At 29.4% G+C, this 24,445-nt stretch carries 23 protein-coding genes; 7 read left to right on the top strand and 16 right to left on the bottom strand.

Annotated features, from left to right (window positions below):
- Positions 1–63: 63 nt before the first annotated feature.
- From BLU40_RS08505 to BLU40_RS08515, 3 genes are read right to left on the bottom strand one after another with little or no spacing between them, the layout of a single operon-like run.
- On the bottom strand, positions 64–1,821 hold the full coding sequence (locus BLU40_RS08505; RefSeq protein ID WP_090122351.1) for a PspC domain-containing protein: 1,758 nt from the start codon (positions 1,819–1,821) through the stop codon (positions 64–66).
- A complete protein-coding gene (locus BLU40_RS08510) occupies positions 1,814–2,158 on the bottom strand; it encodes a PadR family transcriptional regulator (RefSeq protein WP_090122353.1) in 345 nt (114 codons plus the stop codon). Before BLU40_RS08510 ends, BLU40_RS08505 begins: the two co-directional genes overlap by 8 nt.
- Before the next feature lie 31 nt (positions 2,159–2,189).
- The gene (locus BLU40_RS08515; protein ID WP_090122354.1) at positions 2,190–2,567 is read right to left on the bottom strand and encodes a DUF4870 domain-containing protein; all 378 of its coding nucleotides are present in this window, start codon (positions 2,565–2,567) and stop codon (positions 2,190–2,192) included.
- 156 nt (positions 2,568–2,723) lie between these two features.
- Between BLU40_RS08515 and BLU40_RS08520 the strand changes: the two genes are divergently transcribed.
- Positions 2,724–3,185, top strand: a complete 462-nt coding sequence (locus BLU40_RS08520; protein WP_090122356.1) for a DUF4442 domain-containing protein — start codon at positions 2,724–2,726, stop codon at positions 3,183–3,185.
- Positions 3,186–3,187: 2 nt separating this feature from the next.
- Complete coding sequence (locus BLU40_RS08525; RefSeq protein WP_090122358.1) at positions 3,188–3,988, top strand: TIGR00266 family protein; 801 nt, start codon at positions 3,188–3,190, stop codon at positions 3,986–3,988.
- Positions 3,989–4,029: 41 nt separating this feature from the next.
- On the opposite strand, the gene BLU40_RS08530 is transcribed toward BLU40_RS08525, so the two are convergent.
- The 4 genes from BLU40_RS08530 to BLU40_RS08545 form a co-directional block, all read right to left on the bottom strand.
- The gene (locus tag BLU40_RS08530; protein WP_090122361.1) at positions 4,030–4,671 is read right to left on the bottom strand and encodes a hypothetical protein; all 642 of its coding nucleotides are present in this window, start codon (positions 4,669–4,671) and stop codon (positions 4,030–4,032) included.
- Positions 4,672–4,673: 2 nt separating this feature from the next.
- Positions 4,674–5,168 carry an RNA polymerase sigma factor gene (locus BLU40_RS08535; RefSeq protein WP_090122714.1) on the bottom strand — a complete coding sequence of 165 codons (495 nt, stop codon included), beginning with the start codon at positions 5,166–5,168 and terminating at the stop codon, positions 4,674–4,676.
- 113 nt (positions 5,169–5,281) lie between these two features.
- Positions 5,282–5,983: a DUF4369 domain-containing protein gene (locus tag BLU40_RS08540; RefSeq protein WP_090122364.1), complete on the bottom strand. Its 702-nt coding sequence runs from the start codon at positions 5,981–5,983 to the stop codon at positions 5,282–5,284.
- A gap of 53 nt (positions 5,984–6,036) precedes the next feature.
- A complete protein-coding gene (locus BLU40_RS08545) occupies positions 6,037–7,356 on the bottom strand; it encodes a DUF819 family protein (RefSeq protein ID WP_090122368.1) in 1,320 nt (439 codons plus the stop codon).
- Between the two features lie 155 nt (positions 7,357–7,511).
- Here BLU40_RS08545 and BLU40_RS08550 point away from each other — a divergent pair, with 155 nt between their 5' ends.
- Together BLU40_RS08550 and BLU40_RS08555 are read left to right on the top strand one after the other, a co-directional pair.
- A complete protein-coding gene (locus BLU40_RS08550; protein ID WP_245729922.1) occupies positions 7,512–9,653 on the top strand; it encodes a S46 family peptidase in 2,142 nt (713 codons plus the stop codon).
- 28 nt (positions 9,654–9,681) lie between these two features.
- Positions 9,682–11,850, top strand: a complete 2,169-nt coding sequence (locus BLU40_RS08555) for a S46 family peptidase (RefSeq protein WP_090122375.1) — start codon at positions 9,682–9,684, stop codon at positions 11,848–11,850.
- A 195-nt stretch (positions 11,851–12,045) separates the two neighbouring features.
- Here BLU40_RS08555 and BLU40_RS08560 read toward each other — a convergent pair whose 3' ends face one another.
- From BLU40_RS08560 to BLU40_RS08570, 3 genes are read right to left on the bottom strand one after another with little or no spacing between them, the layout of a single operon-like run.
- A complete protein-coding gene (locus tag BLU40_RS08560) occupies positions 12,046–12,222 on the bottom strand; it encodes a type II toxin-antitoxin system antitoxin (protein WP_090122377.1) in 177 nt (58 codons plus the stop codon).
- Between the two features lie 42 nt (positions 12,223–12,264).
- Positions 12,265–12,438 carry a DUF4177 domain-containing protein gene (locus BLU40_RS08565; RefSeq protein ID WP_090122380.1) on the bottom strand — a complete coding sequence of 58 codons (174 nt, stop codon included), beginning with the start codon at positions 12,436–12,438 and terminating at the stop codon, positions 12,265–12,267.
- 19 nt (positions 12,439–12,457) lie between these two features.
- Positions 12,458–13,318 carry an SPFH domain-containing protein gene (locus BLU40_RS08570; protein WP_090122382.1) on the bottom strand — a complete coding sequence of 287 codons (861 nt, stop codon included), beginning with the start codon at positions 13,316–13,318 and terminating at the stop codon, positions 12,458–12,460.
- 116 nt (positions 13,319–13,434) lie between these two features.
- Here BLU40_RS08570 and BLU40_RS08575 point away from each other — a divergent pair, with 116 nt between their 5' ends.
- The gene (locus tag BLU40_RS08575) at positions 13,435–14,220 is read left to right on the top strand and encodes a S1/P1 nuclease (RefSeq protein ID WP_090122385.1); all 786 of its coding nucleotides are present in this window, start codon (positions 13,435–13,437) and stop codon (positions 14,218–14,220) included.
- Here BLU40_RS08575 and BLU40_RS08580 read toward each other — a convergent pair whose 3' ends face one another.
- The 3 genes from BLU40_RS08580 to htpG all read right to left on the bottom strand — a co-directional run bounded on the left by BLU40_RS08580 (position 14,221) and on the right by htpG (position 17,844).
- A complete protein-coding gene (locus tag BLU40_RS08580) occupies positions 14,221–15,060 on the bottom strand; it encodes an RluA family pseudouridine synthase (RefSeq protein ID WP_090122388.1) in 840 nt (279 codons plus the stop codon). It lies immediately after the preceding gene.
- A 96-nt stretch (positions 15,061–15,156) separates the two neighbouring features.
- Entirely contained in the window at positions 15,157–15,831 is a 675-nt protein-coding gene (locus tag BLU40_RS08585; RefSeq protein ID WP_090122391.1) for a hypothetical protein, read from the bottom strand.
- Between the two features lie 123 nt (positions 15,832–15,954).
- Entirely contained in the window at positions 15,955–17,844 is a 1,890-nt protein-coding gene (gene htpG, locus BLU40_RS08590; RefSeq protein ID WP_090122393.1) for a molecular chaperone HtpG, read from the bottom strand.
- Between the two features lie 136 nt (positions 17,845–17,980).
- Between htpG and BLU40_RS08595 the strand changes: the two genes are divergently transcribed.
- Entirely contained in the window at positions 17,981–18,670 is a 690-nt protein-coding gene (locus BLU40_RS08595) for a nitroreductase family protein (protein ID WP_090122395.1), read from the top strand.
- Between the two features lie 68 nt (positions 18,671–18,738).
- Here the strand turns inward: BLU40_RS08595 and BLU40_RS08600 are convergent, their stop codons facing one another.
- Positions 18,739–21,156, bottom strand: coding sequence for an alpha/beta hydrolase family protein (locus BLU40_RS08600; RefSeq protein ID WP_175454761.1), 2,418 nt, complete (start codon positions 21,154–21,156; stop codon positions 18,739–18,741).
- A gap of 310 nt (positions 21,157–21,466) precedes the next feature.
- Between BLU40_RS08600 and BLU40_RS08605 the strand changes: the two genes are divergently transcribed.
- Positions 21,467–22,474, top strand: coding sequence for a 3-oxoacyl-ACP synthase III family protein (locus BLU40_RS08605; RefSeq protein ID WP_090122716.1), 1,008 nt, complete (start codon positions 21,467–21,469; stop codon positions 22,472–22,474).
- On the opposite strand, the gene BLU40_RS08610 is transcribed toward BLU40_RS08605, so the two are convergent.
- Together BLU40_RS08610 and BLU40_RS08615 are read right to left on the bottom strand one after the other, a co-directional pair.
- The gene (locus BLU40_RS08610; protein ID WP_090122399.1) at positions 22,475–23,446 is read right to left on the bottom strand and encodes an early set domain-containing protein; all 972 of its coding nucleotides are present in this window, start codon (positions 23,444–23,446) and stop codon (positions 22,475–22,477) included.
- On the bottom strand, positions 23,443–24,417 hold the full coding sequence (locus BLU40_RS08615; protein WP_090122402.1) for a pepsin/retropepsin-like aspartic protease family protein: 975 nt from the start codon (positions 24,415–24,417) through the stop codon (positions 23,443–23,445). Before BLU40_RS08615 ends, BLU40_RS08610 begins: the two co-directional genes overlap by 4 nt.
- Positions 24,418–24,445 lie beyond the last annotated feature (28 nt).

The following is a 24,445-nucleotide window of genomic DNA, read 5'->3' on the forward strand; positions in this document are numbered from 1 at the left end:
ATGCTATGTTATAACGTTTATATAATTTAATTTGATGAATTGTAGAATTTTAATGCTGAATTGTTAATCTATTGTAATTCCAGTTTCATCTATATTAACTTCGGCTTTTTTATTTTTGTCGTTGACCTTTATATTAATACCATTTTCATCAATTTTTAAATTGAATTCATCCTGCTTTTTTTTGTAATCTTCACCAAAAATAGCTGGGTTACAGTCTAAACATTCAAGCCCTTTTTCTGTCATTTTATAATATTGTTTTGGCATATCTCTATCGTATATGTTCTGTACATTATCAATATCATTTAAAAATGTTTTGGTAGACTTGTCTAAAAATATAATTGAATTTTTAGGTAAATAAACCGTAATATCAATTTGTTGATTTTTGTATTTATTTTTGTATTCAGATAAAAAATAACCGTTTAAATTTAAATTAGAGTCAGTAAGTTTAAATTCATACTCTATTGATTCTGCATCGTTATTAGCGGTTAATCGATTAGACCCTTGCGACTCTTTTCTAATTTTTACAAATGCCGTATTGTTATCAGTTGATTTAATGTCTACATAAATTCTATTAGAATACAGCTTTTTAATATCGTTATCAAAAACAGTTTCAAAATTATATTGTCTTCTTAATTCTTTTCTGTTCGAAAGGTTTTCATCACCAATCATTTTAATATTTAAAGTATCTGTACTAACTAAGTTTAAATCTTCAGTTTGTTTATAAACTCCGTTGTGAGCAGTTTGTGTAGCAAAGTTTAAACCGGCAAAACCTAAACCTAATAATGAAATTATCCAAATACCTAAAAGTGATAGTTTTGTGGTTGTGCTAAATGATTTAATATTGTTAGATAAAATTTTTAACCCTAATAAAAATAACACTACAAATGGTATTGCTACCGCAAAAAATAAAAATAAAGCTAATAACCAACTTGGTAATACAGAGTCCATCATAAATGGAGGTAAATCTATAAATGCTGAAGAGTCGTTAAAACCTCCGCCAAAATCGAACAAACCAATACTACCTATAGAAAGTAAAAGTAGCACTCCAATTATAATCATTACTGAAGAAATTAGAATTAGTATAGCTCCAATAAATTTACCAAACACATTAAATATTGCAGTAATTATTTTAGCAATAACGTCTATTAACTCTTGAAAACCCGATTTGGCTTTATTTTGAATATCTTTTTTTTTTATTTGATCGGTTACATTGTTAACACCATCTTTAATATTTTCAGAAACATCGTTAAATTCTTCACGAATTTTTTTCTCAATGTTAGAAATATTAACTGGTTCACCTTTCATTTGTAACTTTTCTGTAGTTGTTTCAGCAACTGGAATAAGTATCCATAATAAAGGATAAATTAAAAATCCAACACCAAAACCAAAAGCTATTACAAGCCATATAATACGCATCCATATTACATCTTGGATACCAATATAATGAGCTAAACCAGCGCAAACACCACCAAGAAACTTATCTTCACCGTCTCGAAACATTTTTTTACTAGTTGTTCTTTTTCTGTAGATTGGTTCATCTTCAAAAATTTCTTCATCAACTAAATAATCTTCAGGTTTACCCATAATTTTGGTAACCTCTTCAATATCACTTTCGTTAACAACTTGTCTAGCATCCTTAACTCTTTCAGAAAGTAGTTCGCTAATTCTATGCTCAATGTCATTAATTATTTCATCTCTACCTTGAGGATCGTCACTTAAAGATCTTCTAATTGCATCTAAATATCGTTTTAGTTTTTGATATGCTATTTCATCAATATGAAAGAAGATGCCTCCTAAATTTATGTTTATAGTCTTATTCATTTTCAGTTGGTTTATTGGTAGTTACAATGTTTACAGCTTGTACTAAATCGCTCCAAGTTGTATTTAATTCTTTTAAAAATAGTTTTCCAGTTTCGGTTAATGCATAATATTTTCTAGGTGGTCCAGATGTTGATTCTTCCCAACGGTAGCTTAATAAACCTGCATTTTTTAGTCTAGTTAGTAAAGGATAAACAGTTCCTTCAACAACTAATAATTTTGCATCTTTTAATTGCGATAATATTTCAGAGGTATAGGCATCTCCATGTTGTAAAATGGATAAAATGCAGAATTCTAAAACTCCTTTTCGCATTTGTGCTTTTGTATTTTCAATCTTCATAAGTTGATGTTTTTATTATAAAAGCTAATTGCTACTTTATAAATTCTATAGTTAGTGGGTATTTAAAAAATTCGTTTCTATTTGCTTTAATAGCGGCCTGTAATATTAAAACAAAGCGAATAATACCTAGAATAATTACAAAAGATATACCTCCAAAAACTCCTGTAAAACTAGGTAAGTGAAATAAGGCAATAGAACCAATACTTAAACCAACTACAAAATTGTATAGTAAAAAACTTAAGTTAAAGTTTACTGCTTGTTTACCATGTGCATCTAAATTTGCACTTTCATCTTTTTTTAATTGCCAAAAAATTAATGGTATTAAAACTCCTCCCAAAGGAAATACATAACTAGCAAAAGCTGAAATATGTATTAAAAATGCGTTGTTCGATTCTGTTTTTGTTGTCATAATAGTGTATAACCTTTTATTGTTCTATGCAAATATATGTATAAAAAATAGTATTATGCAAAACATAGTACTGTAATTTAACAATTTATTAACAAAATAATTCTTTTTTAAAGATTGAAAAATTTGAGTAAATTGTAGTCTAAAAAAAACTACTAAATGAAAGTAACAGTAAGTAAATTAAATAAATATTTAATGTTTAAACTGCCTTCTGCATATTTATGTGGAGTTAAGTTAAAAGCGTTAAATGATGCAAACGCTAAAGTAACAGTTCGTTATAAATGGATTAATCAAAACCCGTTTAGATCTATGTATTTTGCAGTACAATCAATGGCTGCAGAGCTTAGCACAGGAGCTTTAGTTGTAGCTAAAATACAAGAGAGTAACCAAAATATTTCTATGTTAGTTACACATCATGAGGGAACATTTACCAAAAAAGCTGTTGGTAAAATTACTTTTGTTTGTGAAGATGGTTTGTTAATAAATGAGGCAATTAAAAATACAATAGAAACTGGTGAGGGACAAACTATTGCAATGAAGTCTATAGGGAAAAATGAAGAAGGTGAAACAGTTTCAGAATATAAATTTGAATGGGGTATTAAACTAAAAACAAAAAAATAATTATGAATGCACACGAGATAGATTATAAAATTAATGGTGAAGAAATGCAATATGTGGAGATTGAATTAGATCCACAAGAAGGTGTAGTTGCAGAAAGTGGTAGCTTTATGATGATGGATGATGGTATTAAAATGGATACTATTTTTGGAGATGGTTCTAATCAAGAAGAAGGAATTTTAGGTAAGCTTTTTTCCGCAGGTAAACGATTATTAACTGGAGAAAGCTTATTTATGACAGTTTTTTCTAATATTGGTCAAAATAAAAAGCATGTATCGTTTGCAGCTCCTTATCCAGGGCAAATTATACCTATAGATTTAAGTGAATTAGGAGGTAAGTTTGTTTGCCAAAAAGATGCTTTTTTATGTGCTGCAAAAGGTGTTACAGTTGGTATAGAATTTTCTAAAAAATTAGGTCGTGGTCTATTTGGAGGTGAAGGTTTTATTATGCAAAAGTTAGAAGGCGATGGTTTAGCATTTGTTCATGCAGGTGGAAATATGAGTAAAAAGGTATTAAAAGCAGGTGAGGTTATAAAAGTTGATACAGGTTGTGTGGTCGGTTTTACTAAAGATGTACATTATGATATCGAATTTGTTGGAGGTATTAAAAATACTGTGTTTGGTGGTGAAGGCTTGTTTTTTGCTACCTTACAAGGGCCAGGAACTGTTTATGTACAATCGTTACCATTTAGTCGTTTAGCAGGAAGAGTATTGGCATTAGCACCTCGAACTGGAAACAAATCTAGAGGAGAAGGAAGTATTTTAGGTGGTATTGGAGATATATTAGATGGAGATAATAGAATCTAGTGCAATAAAAAAAAAAGCCGAAGCATTTGCTTCGGATTTTTTTATATCTCTAGCGACGCTAGTTCTTTATAATTCTTTTTTAATCGTCTTAATAATATGCCATATACAACTCTGTAAAACAAGCATAAGAGGGCTACCATTATAATAAAAACAATTATTTGAGTAACTAACATAATGTTAAACATAAGTGCTTCGTTAACGTTTTTAGTGTGCTCTGGGTCAACAAGCTCCATTAATATTTCACTGTTAGAAAACATAACTATATTAAAAATTATAGTTAATATAACATACAGTCCAATATTGTAATAAATGTAGTAATTAACAGTTTTTCGAGTTTTTAAAATCTTCTTCATTAAAACTTTTGTATTATCAATTACAGATATTGATTTAAAATTTTTATAAAATAAATATAAAAAGACAGCAACTACAATGTAGTGAATAACTTGTGAAACATGTAAAAATGTTTTTAAATGAAATTTCTCATAAATTTCAATATAACTATCTGGCACAAGTAAATTAAGTAATGCCCAAAAAGCAAATTCAGCAATACAAATAATAAAAATCCATTTTACTATTGACGATGACCTTTTATGAATCATCTTATATATTTCGTCAAAACTTAATGTAGGGTATTTTGACTCTTGTTTTTTCCAGTCCTTTTTCAGTAAATCTAATTCGTCCATACCTAAGGATTTAATATTTTTTTAAGTCGTGTTTTAATTCTATTCATTTTAACACGAGCATTTACCTCTGAAATACCAATTGTTTCTGATATTTCTTTATAGTTCTTATCTTCTAAATATAAAAAGACAAGCGCTTTGTCAATATCTGATAATTGATGAATAGCTTTGTACATAACTTTTAGTTGCTGCTCTTCAGTATCATCATAATCAGTTGCTTCAATTTTATGTAAAACGGTGTCAAAATCTTGAGTTTTAACTGTTCTTTTAGACTTTCTGTATAATGTAATAGCTGTGTTTAAGCCAATTCTATACATCCACGTACTAAGTTTCGAGTCTCCTCTAAATTTTGGATATGCTTTCCATAATTGAATGGTTATTTCTTGAAATAAATCATTGTGAGCGTCTTGGTTTGTAGTATAAATTCTACAAACTTTATGTATTATATTTTGGTTCTTTTGAAACTCAGATATAAATTTATGTTCAAGCTCTTTGTTCACGGTTAGATTTAATTTCAATTATAGGTATACTTACTTATAAAAATGTTACACTTTTTATTAAAAATAAAAAAAGCAACTCTTAGTGAGTTGCTTTTAAAGTTATTTTATTGTTGCTATTTTTTTTCAAGTTCTTTTATTCGTTCTATAAACTTATTAAGTTCAATACCATATTTAGATTTTTTCATTTTTTTTGATAATGATTTATTTATGGTATCTAAAAGTTTTACGTTGGCATAATTTAATTGTGACAATGCAAGAAAAGGAGCAATTTCATTTTTGTTATGCGTTAAAGCATAATTAACAGTGTATAAATACTTTCTACGAGTTAAACTATTTTCTTGTTTTTCAATATTAGCTACTACATCTAAACTATCTGCTTTGTGAGCTTCAAACCTAGCTTTGATTAAATCAAGTTGCTTATCGCTAAATTTTTTAATCATTTGGTTATGCTCTTCTAACAATTCTTGGTTTTTAGATCCGGTAATTTTAGCTGAAGTAGTAAATTTGTCTAGTTTTGTGTTTATAGTAATTTCACCTTTTTCACCAAAAAATGAAAGAGATTTACCCTCTAAATTATCTAATTGAATCGCATACATTTCAGGGCTATCTACGTTATCTACTAAAGTAAAAACACTTTCTCCGTTTACTTCAACAGAATCGATACTTACTATAATAGAGTCGTTAAACTTTTGTAAATAAACAGTTCCTTTTTTTAATCCATCAATAGTTCCTGTAACTGTCATATTACCCGATTTATTTCTTCCACAAGAAAATAAAATAGTAACTAAAACAATACAACTTATTAGTTTTTTCATTCTTTATTATTTATAAAGCAAATATCAATCAAAAAATCCATTAATAAAAGAAATTATACAGCAACTATTTCCGAAACAATTCTCATTAATTCGGCAGTTAACATAGCTCCGTAAGTTCCAACAACATAGCCAAAAACAGCTAATAATACACCCACAGTAGCTAAAGATGGGTGAAAGGCTGCTGCAACAACAGGTGCTGATGCCGCACCTCCAACATTTGCTTTACTACCAATTGCTAAAAAGAAATATGGAGCTTTAATTAGTTTAGCCATAATTACAAGTAATAATACGTGTGTAGCCATCCATACTAGTCCAACAACTAACAAACCAGGATTGTCTAATATTTTAGTTAAATCCATTTTCATACCAATTGAAGCTACTAAAATGTAAATAAATACACTTCCTATTTTACTTGCACCTGCACCTTCATAAGTTTTTAATTTAGTAAAAGATAAAATAATACCTAAAAAAGTAGCAATACTAATCATCCAAAAGAATTTTGAGCCAAAAGATGACATTGCTGATTTTGGGTTTGCAACAGATTCGATGTTTTCTTTTAAAAAGGTAGACATACCTTCAGCTCCCCAATGAGAAATTCCAACTACGGTAAAAGCAATTCCTAAAATAACCATAAGGTCAGTTAATGAAGGGTTTCTTGAAATTTTAGCACCATAGCTAGAAACTTTTTCTTTTAACTCTTCAATAGCAGATGTATCTGCCTTTAACCATTTGTCAATTTTCTCTTTTTTTCCAATACCAAAAAGTAAAATAGCCATCCAAATATTAGCAACAACAATATCAACAATTACAAAACTTGCATAATTTGCTTGGTTAAATTTATAAATTTCTAGCATTGCAGCTTGGTTTGCACCACCTCCAATCCAACTTCCTGCCAATGTTGCTAAACCTCTCCAAACAGCATTAAAATCGGCACCTCCAACAGTTTCAGGAGAAACTAAAGACACTAATAAAATAGCAATAGGTCCACCAATAATAATACCTGCTGTACCTGTTAAAAACATTATTAAGGCTTTAGGTCCCAAGTTGAAAACAGCTTTTAAATCAATACTCAATGTCATTAAAACCAATGCGGCTGGTAAAAGAAATCTACTGGCAACATAATATGCCTGTGATTTACCTAATACTTCAATTAATTCTCCTTGTTCATTTTCTATTCCCCATTCAGGAGAAATAATTCCTAAAGTAGTAAATAATGCAGGCAACATATAGGCCATTAATAATGCAGGAATAATTTTATAAAACTTTTTCCAAAACTTGTTGTCACTATTTGAAGTGTAAAAAACAAAACCAAGGCAAAGCATTAATATTCCAAAAACAATTGTGTCTTGTGTAAAAAAGGGTGTAGTATCCATAAAAAAATTAGATTTCGGCTAAAATACATTTTTTTAGGAAGTTTTTAAGATTAAAATTTTTAGGTTTATGTATCTTTGGAAGATTAAAAACTTATCAAATGAAATTTATAAAAATTTACTTTTTATTGGCACTAGTTATAGTTTCTTGTAATACAATGCAAGACACTACGAAAGTTGCTAAAAACAAAACTCAAAAAGTTGATACTCGTGAAATTCAAGGAGGAATGTGGATTCCATCATTATTAAAAGGAATGAATGAAGAGGAAATGAAACTTTTAGGTAGCAAAATGACTGCTGAAGATATTTATTCGGTAAATAATTCAAGTTTAAAAGATGCTATTGTGCATTTTAATGGAGGTTGTACTTCTGAAGTAATTTCTCCAAACGGATTGTTACTTACAAATCACCATTGTGGTTATGGTGTAATTCAATCACATTCTAGTGTTGAACACGATTATTTAAAAGATGGTTTTTGGGCAAAAAGTTATGCTGAAGAATTACCAAACGAAAATTTTTCGGTAACATTTATTAAAAGAATAGATGATGTAACTGAGGCTGTTTTTGTTGGTGTTACTGATGAAATGGATGAAGCTGCCAAACAAAAAATAATTAGCCAGAATATTGATAAAGTTGCAAAAGCAGCTCAAAAGGAAACTTGGCAAAAAGCAAACATAAAATCTTTTTACAAAGGAAATCAGTATATATTATTTGTAACGGAAGAATTTACAGATGTGCGTTTGGTTGGTGCGCCTCCAACATCTATTGGTAAATTTGGTTCAGATACAGATAACTGGATGTGGCCAAGACATACTGGAGATTTTTCTATGTTTAGAATTTATGCAAATAAAGATAATAAGCCTGCAGATTACTCTAAAGATAATGTTCCTTATAAACCAGCGCATCATTTACCAGTTTCTTTAGACGGAGTTGAAGAAGGTGATTTTACATTAGTATTTGGTTTTCCAGGAAGAACAAATGAATATTTACCAGCTGTAGCAGTTGATCAAACTGTGAATGTTTTAAATCCTGCTAAAATTGAAGTACGAGAAAATGCTTTAAAAATTGTTGATGGATTTATGAGAGCTGATCAAGCTGTAAAAATTAAATATGCTTCAAAATATGCTTCAATTGCAAATTATTGGAAAAAATGGATTGGTGAAAATCAAGGAATTGAAAAATCAAAAGCAATTCAAAAGAAAAGAGATTTAGAAACAGAGTTTTCTAAAATTGTAAACGAAAAAGAATTAGTAGGTTACAAAACGTTATTGTCGGATTTTGAAACTTTATACAAAGAAGTTGAAGCTGTTTCTTTAGCTAGAGATTACTGGATTGAAGTTGCCTACAGAAATACAGAATTATTAAATGCATCGTTTAGAGCATTTCAATTAGAACAAGCATTTTTACGTGGTGGAGATAAAGCATTTGAAAGTGCAAGAACATCATTATTAAATAGATATAAAGGTTTTTATAAAAACTATAGCGCAAAAGTAGATAAGCCAGTTTTTGAAAAATTAGTCAGTTTATATGCTAAAAAAGCTCCTAAAGATTACGTTCCTGCTTCTATGCAAAATGTAAATATTTCAGAAATTACAAATAATATTTATACAACATCTAAATTAACTAGCTTGGTTGGTGCTGAAGAATTATTAAGCGGTACACCAAAAGAAGTTATTGAGAAATTAAATGCTGATGCTGGATATAAATTTGGTAAAGATTTACATAGTACTTTCTACTTTAAAATAGAACCAAAATTTCAAGAAGCGAATTTAAAAATTGCAGCAGTTCAAAAAGAATATATGAAAGCTTTAATGGAGGTATTTCCAAACAAAAGATTTTTTCCTGATGCAAATAGTACATTGCGTGTAACTTACGGACAAGTTAAAGGTTATGCTCCAAAAGATGGAATGCGTTATGGAAATACTACTTACTTAAAAGGTGTAATTGAAAAATTTGTTCCAGGAGATTATGAGTTCGATGTACCTCAAAAATTAATCGACTTATACAATGCGAAAGACTATGGACAATATGCAGATAATGGTAAAATGCCAGTTTGTTTTATTGGAACAAATCATACAACTGGAGGAAACTCTGGAAGTCCAGCAATTGATGCTGAAGGAAATTTAATTGGATTAAACTTTGATAGAGTTTGGGAAGGGACAATGAGTGACCTTAATTACGATGCAGATATTTGTAGAAATATTATGGTAGATGTTCGTTATGTTTTATTTATTGTAGATAAATATGCTGGAGCAACTAACTTAATTAATGAAATGACTTTAGTGCATCCAAAAAAATAGAATTCAAACAATTATTAATTATATACAAATGAGAAATTTTAAATCGTATTTATTACTTGCTATTGCATTTATTTCAATTAGTGCATTTGCTCAAGTAGATACAAAAAAAATCCAAGGAGGAATGTGGATTCCTTCTTTGTTGGAAGGAATGAATGAAGATGAAATGCAGTTACTAGGTAGTAAAATGACTGCAGAAGACATTTATTCAGTAAATAAATCTAGTTTAAAAGATGCTATTGGGCATTTTGGAAATGGTTGTACTTCAGAACTAATTTCTTCAAAAGGATTGTTACTTACAAATCACCACTGTGGTTATGGTAGAATTCAATCACATTCTAGTGTTGAACACGATTATCTTAAGGATGGTTTTTGGGCAAAATCTATGGAAGATGAATTACCAAATGAAGGTTTAACAGTTACATTTATTAAAACAATTAATGATGTAACTAGTGAAGTTATGGCTGGTGTAACTGAAGATATGGATGAAGCAGCTAAAGCTAGTTTGGTTAATAAAAACATTCAAAAAATTACTAAAGAAGTACCTAAAGAAGAATGGCAAAGTGCTTATATTAAAGAGTTTTATAAAGGAAACCAATATTTAATATTTGTTGTAGAAACATTTAAAGATGTTCGTTTAGTAGGAGCACCTCCAACATCTATTGGAAAATATGGTTCTGATACAGATAACTGGATGTGGCCTAGACATACTGGAGATTTCTCAATGTTTAGAGTATATGCAGATGCTAATAATAGACCGGCTGAATATTCTAAAGATAACAAGCCTTACAAACCGGCTTATCACTTACCAATTTCTTTAGATGGTGTTGAAAAGTATGATTTTTCTATGGTATTTGGTTTTCCTGGAAGAACAAATGAATATTTACCTGCAGTTGGTGTAGACCAAATTGTAAATAAATTAAATCCTGCAAAAATTGAAATTCGCGAAAATGCATTGGAAATTATCAATGAGTTTATGAGAGCGGATCAAGCAATAAAAATTCAATACGCATCTAAATATGCAAGTGTTGCAAATTATTGGAAAAAATGGATTGGAGAAAGTCAAGGTATTCACCAAACAAATGCTATTGAGTTAAAACGCGAATTAGAAGCTGATTTTACAAAAGCTGTAAAGGAAAAAGATTTGGTTGGTTATAGTACTTTATTAGCTGATTTTGAAACATTATATAAAGAAATAGAGAGTGTTTCTTTAGCTAGAGATTACTGGATCGAAGTAGCATACAGAAATGTTGAGTTATTAGGAAATACATTTAGTGCATATCAATTAGAGCAGGCTTTTACTCGTGGAGGTGAAGCTGCTTTTGAACAAACTAGAACTAGAATATTAGATAGCTATAAAGGAAAATTTAAAAATTATAGTGCTAAAGTAGATGAGCCTGTTTTTGCAAGGCTTGTTAGTTTATATGCTGAAAAAGCTCCAAAAGAGTATGTGCCGGAAAATATGAAAAATGTTGATATTAATACTCTAACTAAAGATATTTTTGCATCTTCTAAATTTACAAGCTTACAAACTGTTGAAGAATTATTAAGCGGTTCTGGTGAAGAGGTAATGAAAAAATTAAATGCTGATAAAGGATATGCTTTTGGGAAAGAATTGCATACTATATTTTATACTCAAATTGAGCCAAAGTATCAGCAATTAAATTTACAATTGGCAGCTGTTCAAAAAAAATATATGAAAGCCTTAATGGAAGTTTTTCCTAACAAACGTTTTTTTCCAGATGCTAATAGTACGTTACGTGTAAATTATGGTAGAGTTGAAGGATACCAGCCTAAAGATGGTGTTTTCTATACCACTTCAACAACGTTAAAAGGTGTTATGGAAAAATACAAAGCTGGAGATTATGAGTTTGATGTACCTCAAAAATTAAGAGACTTATACAAAGCTAAAGATTATGGTCAGTATGGAGAAAATGGAACTATGCCAGTAAACTACTTGTCTACAAACCATATGACAGGTGGAAATTCTGGAAGCCCAATAGTTGATGGTGAAGGAAATATGACAGGTTTAGCATTTGATACTACTTGGGAAGGTACAATGAGTGATTTATATTTTGATGCTGATATTGTACGTAGTATTGCAGTAGATGTACGTTATGTTCTTTTTATTATTGATAAGTATGCAGGAGCAACTAATTTAATTGATGAAATGACTTTAGTTCACCCAAAGAAAAAATAGAAACGTTTTTCTGAACTTGATTTAGAATCTCAACAACTTTGAGTTTTTTTACAAAAATTAAAAGTTGATATAAAAAACAAAAAAGCCAAACGTTAACGTTTGGCTTTTTTTATATCTTGTAATTTTGAATTGAGTGAAACAGATTGAAGAATCTATATTTTAAGATCTTTTCTTTGTTTTGACTCATGTTTTTATTTATTCTTTAGTATCCGTATCTTTTTTTGTTGGTAGTCTTTTAGCTTCTTTTAAACATTTATTTAGCATCCATTCTAATTGGCCGTTAGTGGAACGAAATTCATCAGCTGCCCATTTTTCAACAGCTTTTAGCATGTCTTCGTTTATGCGTAATGCAAAAGCTTTCTTTTTTGCCATAATTAGTTTAAATATCGTTTACAAAAGTACTAATACTTTTAATTATCCTCTATTTTTATTTTTTTCTAAAACAGCTTTAGTAAAATGCCCACTTTGATTAAAAGCTACACTTATAACTCTCCAACCTTGTGATGCATGTTTGTTAAATAAATCTTCCAAAACTGCATCTCCAGTTTTCCAAATACTTTCGGGTTTTATAATTTTATATTCGTACATATACTTATATTAAATAATTCTAGTGATTTAAAGTTCCTGTGTTTACTATTGGTGCTACATCTTTATCAGAACAAAGAACAACCATTAAATTACTCACCATTGCAGCTTTTCGTTCTTCGTCTAATTCAACAATATTATTTTTGTTTAGTTCTTCTAAAGCCATTTCAACCATACCAACAGCACCTTGAACTATTTTATGACGAGCAGCAATAATTGCAGTTGCTTGTTGGCGTTTTAACATAGCGTTTGCTATTTCTTGAGCATAGGCTAAATAACCAATTCTTGCTTCTAAAACTTCAATGCCAGCCATTTCTAATCTTTCAGAAAGCTCTTTTTCTAAAGCTTCGCTTACTTCATTCATACTTGCTCTTAAAGTAATTTCTTCGGCTTTACCTTCATCTTGAAAATTATCATAAGGATATAAACTAGCTAGTTTTCTAACAGCGGCATCTGATTGTACTCTTACAAAATTTTCGTAATTATCAACATCAAAAGCAGCTTTAAAAGTGTCTTTAACTTTCCATACAGCAATGGTGCTAATCATAATTGGGTTACCTAATTTATCATTAACTTTAACGCGTTCACTATCAAAATTACTGGCTCTTAATGAAATTCCTCTTTTATTGTAAAGAGGATTGGCCCAATAGAATCCATTTTCTTTTACCGTACCTATATATTTACCAAATAAAAGTAGCACTTTACTTGTGTTTGGGTTTACAAGAAAAAAACCTCGAATTGTAATTGCTGCTAAAACTACACTTAGAATCATAAACAGTACGGATTTGTTTAATAATCCTACAATTAACCCTACTATAAATAAGATTAATACGAATAACATGAGATAACCATTAGATACTTTTATTATTTTTTCTTCTGACATAATTAATTATTTATAGTGATATTAAAATGATATCATAAAGATATGTATATTTTTTTGGATAATCCAAGAGAAAGAGCAACTTTATTTTTATCTTAGCAGAAATTAATAAAAGTAAAATGAAAAAATATATACACGTTTTTATTGCTTGTTTTTTAGTAACACTAGCAGTTAATGCAACAAATAAAAAACCAGATTGGGGGCAAACTGGTCACCGTACTATTGGTGAAGTAGCTTCAAGCCACTTAAAAAATAGTGTAAAGCGAAAAATTAAAAAAATATTAGATGGGCAAACGCTAGTGTTTGTTTCTACTTACGCTGATGATATTAAGTCGGATAGATCTTATAGCAAATATTATTCTTGGCATTATGTAAATAAACCTTTTGATGTTAAGTATGAAGATGCGGAAAAAAATCCTAAAGGTGATTTAGTAACTGGAATTGAAGAATGTAAATCGGTTTTAAAAGACAAAAATGCGTCTAAAAAGGATAAAGCATTTCATTTAAAAATGTTGGTGCATTTAATTGGTGATTTGCATATGCCTTTACATGTTGGAAGAAAGGAAGATAAAGGGGCTAATGATATTCAAGTTCAATGGTTTGGAAATGGATCTAATTTACATAGAGTTTGGGATTCGAATATGATTAAAAGTTATGAGATGACATACTCGGAAATAGCAAAAAACATGAATGAATTTTCGAAAGCTCAAATTAAGGAAGTCGAAAAAGGAAACGTTGTAGATTGGGTTAATGAAACGGGGGATTTAGCTAAAGATATTTATGGTAAAGTAAAAAAAGGAGATAAATTAAGTTATAGGTATATGTATGATAACTTTAGTTTAGTATTGTCTCAATTACAAAAAGGTGGTATTAGACTGGCCAAAGTGTTAAACGAAGTTTTATAATTAATTAGCGTTTATAAATCTATCGATTTCTCTATTTATTAACGTAATAAATTTATTAGGTACATCTATTTTATAGTGTACCTTTTTTTGTGTTTTTGGGTGAAAGAATTCAATTTCAGTAGCATTTAAAAACAAACCTTTTCCTTTGTGTAAAGCTTCGGCAGTTCCATATAGTTTATCACCTAAAATAGGATGCCCAATTGAAGCCATATGAATTCGTATTTGGTGCGTTCTACCAGTTTTTGGATATACTTTTAAAAAGGATAGTTTACCAAATTTTAGTGAGTTTGTCACTTCGTTAATTTCAAATTTTGTTGTAGAAAGCTTACCTTCAATAGGCGTAGAAATATCTTCATTTTGTGTTACTTCACCAATAACAAGTGTACTATAAGTTTTTTGAATGGTTTTATTTTTAAACTGCTTATCTAATTCAATTTGTGCAGTTTTAGTTTTAGCTATAACTAATATTCCAGAGGTTTGGTTATCTAGCCTATGTACTGGCGTTGGCCAACTTAAAGCATCAATTTCAGTACTTTTAGTTAGGTTAAAAGGTAAAGCGTTATAAATAGTTTTAAATTGATTGCCACTTACAGTAATTCCTGCAGGTTTGTTAATTATAGCAATAGATTCATCTTCAAAAACAATGGGTAGATTAAACTCATAAACTTTTGGTTTATTAGTTTCATTTTCAATTAAATCTATAGTTTGTCCAGAAACCACCCAAGAACCAGTTTTAGCAGTTTCATTATTTATTTTGAAGAGCCCTTTTTTAATAGCTTTTTTAATTCCACTATTGGATGGAATGTACAAATTAAAAGCCTTTGGAGCATAATCTTGCATTCTAATATTGCTAACTCCTTTAGGAACCTTATGTGAATGTGTAATTTTAATAGCGTTATTATTTGTTGCTAAGGTAAAGCTAATAAATGAAATTTATTATTGTTTTTGAATAACACCTATGGTAGCGGTAGCGTTTGTAGTTAAATACCAGTTTTTTGCTGAAAGTTGATTTCCTTTTTCGTCATAAACTCTTAATTCAGCAGTATTGGCACCAGCCATACCTTGGTTCATTGCTTGAAAGTCTATTCTATTATAACCTTTTTCTAGCGTAACATAAAAAACAAAACTACTAGCTTTTAAAGCAACGCTAGAGCCAATATGTTTTTCGTTCAGGTAAATTTTAATAATATCACCATCAATAGCAGCGTGATCTCTACATTCAACACGAATAACTTTAGAATCTGTTGAAATAGTACCTAAACTCATACTACTTTTTAATTTTTGATGCGTAACATCTTTATTATTTAAATACTTACGGCCAATAATGTCTTTATCTTCTGGTCTTTCTTCTAATAGAAAACCAGAATGATCTTCACTTTTGGTTTTATTAATAGTATTAGCAATTGCTTTTTTATCAATTTTTGTATCTAAATTAAAATTGAAGTTGGTATTGTTTGGTGTTATTTTTTTTGTTGAAGTTTTGGCTTGAAATTGATTGGTACTTTTTGTTCCAGTAGTAGCGTTGTCAAACTTTTTTGTTTGAGAATATCCAAAAGATGTTACAAAAGTAACTATAACCAATAATATTATATTTTTTTGAAATGTGTTCATTTTCAATTTTAACTTACAAATAAAATGCCAAAATGTATTTTAATAGGTTGTAAAAATAATAAAAAAGCTTCAACCTTGGTTGAAGCCTTTTATAAATGTATGTTAAACCTTAAAGTTTAAGGATTATTTTACCATTTGAAAACTACGTTTAATAAACTCAGTTAAATCTTCACCTTGTAATAAACCTTGCGAAAGCTTAGCTAAATCAAAAGCTTGTTGAATTAAACGTTCTTGTTTCTTTTTAGTTTTAGTGTTTAAAATTTCACTAACTAATTCATTATTAGTGTTTACAACCAAGTTGTATATTTCTGGAAAATTACCCATTCCCATCATTCCACCACCACCTGTAGCTTGCATTTCTTTCATTCTACGCATAAACTCAGGTTGTGTAATCATAAAAGGATTTGCGTTAGAGTCCATTGCTTCTAATTGAACAGTGTATGTTTCTTTAGGAATAGCTTCTTCAATAATTGGTTTTAACGTTTCTTTTTCTTCATCGGAAAGTTTACTAATTACATCTTCATCTTTTTTAATTAAGTTGTCGATATGATCAGAATCTACACGTACAAATTGAATGTTTTCTTTACTACCTTCTAATTTTTGAATTAGGTGAGATACAATTGGAGAATCTAATAATAGAACTTCGTAACCTTTTGCTTTAGCAGCATCAATGTAACTATGTTGTGCTTCAGCATTAGATGCGTAAAGAACAATAGTTTTATCATCTTTATCTGTTTGTGCAGGTTTAATTTTTTCTACTAACTCATTAAAAGTAAAATACGTTTTATCTACAGTTGGGTACAATGCAAACTTGTCAGATTTTTCGAAGAATTTTTCTTCAGAAAGCATTCCGTACTCGATAATAACTTTAATATCGTCCCATTTAGCTTCAAAACCTTCACGATCATTTTTGAATAAACTTGTTAATTTATCTGCAACTTTACGTGTAATATAGCTAGATATTTTTTTAACAGCACCATCTGCTTGTAAGTACGAACGAGATACGTTTAATGGAATATCTGGAGAGTCAATAACACCACGCAACATTTGTAAAAAGTCTGGTACAATACCTTCAACATTATCAGTTACAAATACTTGGTTTTGGTATAATTGAATTTTATCTTTAGTTGGATCTACACTTTTACTTAATTTAGGAAAGTATAAAATACCAGTTAAGTTAAAAGGGTAATCAACATTTAAGTGAATATTAAATAAAGGTTCTTCAAACTGCATTGGATACAATTCTCTGTAGAACGTTTTGTAATCTTCATCATTTAATTCGCTAGGGCTTTTTGTCCAAGCTGGAGTTGGGTTGTTTACAATATTATCTACAGTAATTTTTTCAGCCTCAGCATCTTCAGCAGCACCTTCTGGTAATGGTAAAGTTTCTTCCTTAGTTCCAAATTTAATTGGAATAGGCATAAATTTATTGTATTTATTTAAAAGCTCAGTAATTCTGCTTTCTTCTAAAAACTCTAAAGATTCGTCATCTACGTGTAAAACTATTTCAGTACCTCTTTCAGTTCTGTCAGTTTCTTCAAGTGTATATTTAGGACTTCCATCACATTCCCAACGTACAGCTTTTGCATCGTCTTTAAAAGATTTAGAGAAAATTTCAACTCTTTCAGCTACCATAAATGAAGAGTAAAAACCTAAACCAAAGTGACCAATAATTCCAGAATCTTCAACTTTATCTTTGTATTTTTCAACAAATTCTTCAGCTCCAGAAAAAGCTACTTGGTTAATATATTTTTCAACCTCTTCACCGGTCATTCCAATTCCTTGGTCAATAATTCTAATTTCTTTTTTCTCTTTATCAACTTTAATTTCTAACATTGGGTTTCCAATATCTCCTTTAACTTCACCTAAAGTAGAAAGGTGTTTTAGTTTTAAAGTTGCATCAGTTGCATTTGAAATTAATTCGCGTAAAAATATTTCGTGATCAGAGTATAAGAACTTCTTAATAATAGGAAAAATATTTTCAGCCGTTACATTAATATTTCCAGTTGCCATATTTATATATTTTTTAATTTATTATTTACTGTTTATGCTTAGTCAAATAAAGTACCAAACTTATAACTGTGACATTATGGCATATTGGATTTTCAATGTAAATCTTTTTACTATTTTTAGCTTTTAATAAAAGAACATGGATACAACCGATTTTATTACCATTGATGGTTTTAAGCATATAAGGCATCAGCAAGAAGTTTTTTCTGAAGAAGAAATGATAAAGCGCTCGCAAGATTATTTTAATTACAATACTAAAAGACGTTCAATTAGAGATTTTTCTAATAAGGAAGTGCCTATTGAAGTTATTGAAAATATTATAAAAACGGCCTCTACAGCACCTTCAGGAGCAAATAAACAGCCTTGGACATTTTGTGTTGTAAAAAGCGCAGAAATAAAAGCACAAATTAGATTGGCTGCGGAAGAGGAAGAACGCAAAAGTTATAATGAAAGAATGAGCGATGAGTGGCTAGATGATTTAAAACATTTAGGTACCGATGCTAATAAACCTTTTATAGAAAAAGCACCTTATTTAATTATTGTTTTTAAAAGACCTTATGAAATTGATGAGGAAGGTAATAAACATCAAAATTATTATGTGAATGAATCGGTAGGTTTGGCTTGTGGTATGTTAATTTCTGCAGTTCATAATGCTGGTTTGGTAACTTTAACACACACTCCAAGTCCAATGCGTTTTTTAGAAAAAATATTAAAAAGACCTAGTAACGAACGCGCATTTTTATTGTTGCCAGTTGGTTATGAGGCAGAAAAAGCATACGTGCCAAATATTAAAAGGAAGGAACTTGAAGAAATTATGACTCTTTATTAAATACAAATTATATACAATTAAAAAAGGCAGCTTTAAGCTGCCTTTTTTAATAAATAAAATGTTACATATTATTTACTTTTTTTGTTTTTTACGTGTTTTTCTAACCAAGTATCTTGTTCCCAAAGCATATGCAAAACAGATTCTTTAGCTCTATATCCGTGGCTTTCTTTAGGTAGCATAACTAATCGAACCGGAGCGCCTAATCCTTTTAAGGCATTAAAATAACGTTCACTTTGCAAAGGATACGTTCCTGAATTATTATCAGCTTCTCCGTGAACAAGCAATAAAGGTGTTTTCATTTTATCTGCGTGCATAAAAGGAGACATATTGTAATAAATTTCAGGTGCTTCCCAATAGTTTCTTTCTTCACTTTGAAAACCGAAAGGAGTAAGTGTTCTGTTATAAGCACCACTTCGAGCAATACCTGCAGCAAATAAATTTGAATGGGAAAGTAAGTTAGCCGTCATAAATGCTCCATATGAATGCCCACCAACAGCAACTTTTTCACGATCAATATAACCTAAATTATCTACAGCATCAATAGCAGCTTTAGCATTAGAAACAAGTTGCTTAATAAATGTATCATTAGGTTCTTCATCTCCTTCACCAACAATAGGGAAAGAGGCATCGTCTAAGACTACGTAACCTCGAGTTACCCAGTAAATAGGAGAACCATACCAAGGGTAGGTAAACTCATTGGAATTAGAAGTGCTTTGTCCTGCACTACTTTTGTCTTTGAACTCTTCAGGATAAGCCCACATTACCATAGGGTATTTTTGCCCTTCTTTAAAGTTAGTTGGTAAATACAATGTTCCAGATAATTCTAAGCCATCTTCACGTTTATACTTGATTACTTCTTTATGTACATTTTGAATACTTTTGAAAGGGTTTTTAAACTGAGTAACAGGCGTTAAATTATTTTTCTTTTTAATATTTCGTATATAGTAATTTGGATATTCGTTTTTAGATTCAATTCTAACAAGAATTTCACCTTTTTTCATATCTACAGCATAAGAAATATCTTCAATTTTATCAGTTAATGAAGATTGGTAAAGCCTAACTTTTTTAGAAGATTTTAAATTTACCTTATCAATAAAAGGAAATTTACCTTCTTTACTAAAACCGTCACCCATTAAAAAAGCATTATCACCAACTAAATCAAGAACGTATTTACCATATTCATTTCTTTTTGAAACGAAATTTCCAGGGTCATTATATTTGTCTTGATAGTTTCTATCTGAAATAATTTTAGGTTTAACAGTATTTTTTGATGGATTGAAAAGGTATGTTTTTGTGTTTCTTGTATTCCACCAATAATCGTGAGCTATAGCTGTTTCATTATTTCCCCATTCAATAGTATAAAAACGTCCTATTGTTTTTAATAGAGAAGTTCCTTTTCCTTTAAATGGAGCATCTACTTCAAAAACTTCATCTCTAAAATCAACTTCTTTTGCTGGATCTCCTTCATCTAAAGCTTCACACCAAAATAGTGTTGAAGGCTTGTCATCTCTCCAAGAAACATTTCTTTTTCCTTTTCTAGTTGACATAAATCCTTTAGGTAAATCTTCTATTAAAGGAACTTCTAAAAATGTATTTATTAATTTTCCTTGAGAGTTGTAAATAGTTGTTTTTGAAGGAAATCTACTATAAGTTACTATGTATGAAAAAGGTTTATTAATGGTTGTAGCCATTACATATGTTCCATCAGGAGAAAATGAAATGTTTCTAAACATATCGCTTTCTTTCCAAAGTTTTGTATTACCATTAAGGGATATTTTATATAATTCTGAAAGTGTTAATTGTTCAAAATTATGCTCGTCATTTTTATTTTTTAATAAATCTTGATAGGTTCTATTTTGTGCTTTTTTCCCTAATTCACTTATAGATATTGTTGGCCCAGTTGGAGTCGCTGTTTTAGTGTCTATTAAAGGTTTTTTATTTTTTGAAATAGTCTTTACAAGCAGAGATTCACTATTTTTAAACCAAGAGAAAGGTTTGCCTATGTTTGCATTAAGGTTTGCTTTGGATATTTTTTTGGCAGATTTTGTTTTGATGTCTAACACCCAAAGTTCAACACCATTACTTACTGTATTTGTAAACGCCATTTTTTGTTGATCTGGTGACCAAGTGAAATAAGCAAACCTACCATTTAATGGTAAGCCACTAATTTCTTGTTCCCTTTCATTTCTTTTTAAACTAATTTTTACATTAGTATAATAACTTTGTCTACTTCCAATATTAGTAACAGGATTTATTCTAAGACCTCCCAAACGCATTTCGGTTTCAGATAATTCTTCAATTGTTTTATAGTTACTTCTGTATAAGTAAACAATAGTTTCTCCTTTTTTATCTATTCTAATTGATGGAGCTAAAGGAGCTTCAGCCAGTTCTAAAATTTCATTTGAAGGTTTTTGATAGGTCAAATTTTCTTGGGCAAATAAAATTCCTCCCCAAAAAAGCGCAATGACTAAAAGTAGATTTTTCATAATAATTAAGTTAGATTTAATTGAATTGTTATCAAAGCTATTAAAACTTGATTTTATAGTTACTAATATAATGTTAAAAACATTAAAAATAATAATGGAACAAACTGATTATGAGTGGTTTTTTTATTGTTGTAAATCGACAACTTATTATAAATAGCTTGTGTCTCTAATATTACAGGTAAAAGTATAGATAAGTGCTAAAAATGTATTAAATTCGAGGGAAATAAATATTGAAAGATTACTAATTATTGTATTGTTAAAATATATAGTTTTTAGTATGTTTGATTATAATAAAGTAAAATTAACATATATGTATAATTCGAGAATTACAGGCCTTGGTTACTATGTGCCAGATAATGTTGTAACAAATGATGATTTAGCCAAGTTTATGGACACTAATGATGAGTGGATTCAAGAAAGAACTGGTATAAAAGAAAGAAGATGGATAAAAGAAGGAAGCGATGATTCTTCTTCAGTAATGGGAGCAAAGGCTTCTAAAATAGCTATAGAAAGAGCAGGTTTAACTCCTAATGATATTGATTTTATTGTTTTTGCAACATTAAGCCCAGATTTATATTTTCCAGGTGGAGGTGTTCAATTACAAGAAATGCTTGGAATGAGAACAGTTGGAGCATTAGATGTAAGAAATCAATGTTCTGGTTTTGTTTACGCCTTGTCTGTTGCAGATCAGTTTATTAAAACAGGAATGTATAAAAATGTTTTAGTTGTTGGAGCAGAATATCATTCTTCAGGATTAGATAAAACTACTAGAGGTAGAGGAGTTTCAGTAATTTTTGGTGATGGTGCAGGAGCGGCAGTATTGTCAAGAAGCGAAGATCCAAAAAGAGGTATTTTATCATCTCATTTACATTCAGAAGGAAAACACGCAAAAGAATTAACAGTTTTAGCACCAAGTGCTAAACATTGGGTTCCAGAAATTTTAGAAAGTAATGATGAAAATGATGAGTCTTATTTCCCTTATATGAACGGTACTTTTGTATTTAAAAATGCAGTTGTTCGTTTTTCTGAAGTTATAATGGAAGGTTTAAAAACCAATGGTTTAGAAGCAACTGATATTGATATGTTTATTCCGCATCAAGCAAATTTACGTATCACACAATTTGTTCAAAAGAAATTTAGATTAAGCAACGATCAAGTACACAGTAATATTCAAAAATATGGAAATACTACGGCAGCATCAGTAATTATAGCTTTATCTGAAGCTTGGGAACAAGGTAGAATTAAAGATAATGATGTAGTTGTACTTGCTGCTTTTGGTAGTGGGTTTACTTGGGGAAGTGTAGTAATGCGTTGGTAATTATTTAATCATAATTACGGAGTTGATATTACCGTTTTCATCAAATTCTTTAACAGAATTAAACGGATCGGTAATCCAATTACCATCTACAATATACTTGTAGTGGTGTTTCCCAGATTTTAATAACATTGAAAATGTCCAGCCCTTTTGGGTTTTGGACATTTTTATTTCGTCTTCATTCCAATTATTAAAGCTACCACATAAAATAACTTCATTTGCTTCTTTACAATCATATAAATTAAAGGTAACTTTTTTACTTATATTTAGTATTGAATTTTTTGTGCCGTGCTCGTTATCTTTAAAATTTTTATTGTCAGGATCTGAAATCCAATCTCCATCAACAATAAATTTATATTCGTATATATCTGGTTTTAACTCTAAATTTAAAACCCAATCATCTCCTTGTTTTTTCATTTGAAAAACACGTTCATCCCATTTATTAAAAGTTCCTGAAAGAATTACTTTTTTTGCATTTGGGTAGCCTTTTAATTTAAATTTTGCATTTCCATTTTCTTTATGAAGAGATGTGAAAAGTTTTAAATTATAAACATATAATGGACGACCATCTTTTGAAGCAGGAATACTATTAATATCTTTTTTTGAAGGCTCAGCCCAATAATACTCATTAACAACAAACTTAAATTCCCAAGTAAAATTATTTGAAAAATTATTAATCTTTTTTCTTAATTCATAAATGTTTTCACTAACCTTCTTCATTTTCCAGTTTTTCATAGACCAATTATTGAAATTACCAGAAACTCCTACAGATTTAATATCTATATCTTCAAAGTTTTTAAATTTCCCAAAAAAAGGAAGCGTTTTTGAAGCTCTTTTATAATCTCTCTTGTCAAAAGTGAAAACAATTTCATCTCCATCTATTTTATAACCTTTTAATTCTTTAGTTTGAGAAAAAGAATGAAGGCTTAAAATGACTAAGCATATTGTGATTATATGTTTTATGGTGTTTTTCACATTCTAAATTTAGGATTATTTATAAAATAAAGCTTTTCTTTTTTATAATTAATAATAGTTCTTTTTCGTTTTAGAAATTCGTACCCTATAATACCATCTAAATTAGTGCCAAAGGCATTGTTCATTTTAGATAAATTCGTAATCATTGTTTTCATGGGACCTACAAAAACAGTTTCACTTAGTTTTAGTTTAATTAATGTACCAGACATAACTTCAATTTTTTTTGAACTAGCACCTTGTAACATTAATCTCTTTTTAGGTAAAAACAATTTATAAACTTTTTTGTTTAAGTTTTTATTTAATTGGTTGTATTCTGCTCCGGTATCTAAACCAAAACGTAAATTTTCTCCATTTACGTTAGAGTGTACAACAATAGTATGTTTTTTTAATTTAAAACTTACACTATCTGCAATTTTCTCTGCATAAACTTTATTAAATAGTTTATTACCCTTTTTATCAACTTTAGTTAATGTAATTTGGTTTAGGTATAGGTCTATAAATATTTCGTAATCTTTTAAAATGTTATAACCAATGATACCTAGAATCTTTATTTTTTTACTTTTTTCAATATGAGATAAATTGATAACGTCAGACGATTTATTTTTTAAGCTAAAGTGTTTTAGATTAAATTCCTTTAGCCTTTTTTCAACAGGGTTGTCTAAAGTATTTAAAACTCCAGAAGTTGTACCTTTTTTCTTTAAAGGTTTATATTTAATGGGGAAATGAACACTATTTAGTATTAAAGTTTCAGAACCAGTGTCAAAAATAAAATTACCTTTTTTATTTTGAATTTGAGCTTCTATAATTAATAGATGATCTACAATTTTTAGGGGAATCCTAACAGTGTGTTCATTTAAATATTTACTATTTGGAAACGTTATATCGTCTTTTTTACTTGCAAAAAGATAACAACTATGAACTAATATAATAATTAGTGTAAGTAATATTTTTATGTTGTTTTCTTTTTTCATTAATTGTTATTACAAAAAGCCTCTAATG

Source organism: Lutibacter oricola, from assembly GCF_900106565.1.
GTDB classification, from domain to species: domain Bacteria; phylum Bacteroidota; class Bacteroidia; order Flavobacteriales; family Flavobacteriaceae; genus Lutibacter; species Lutibacter oricola.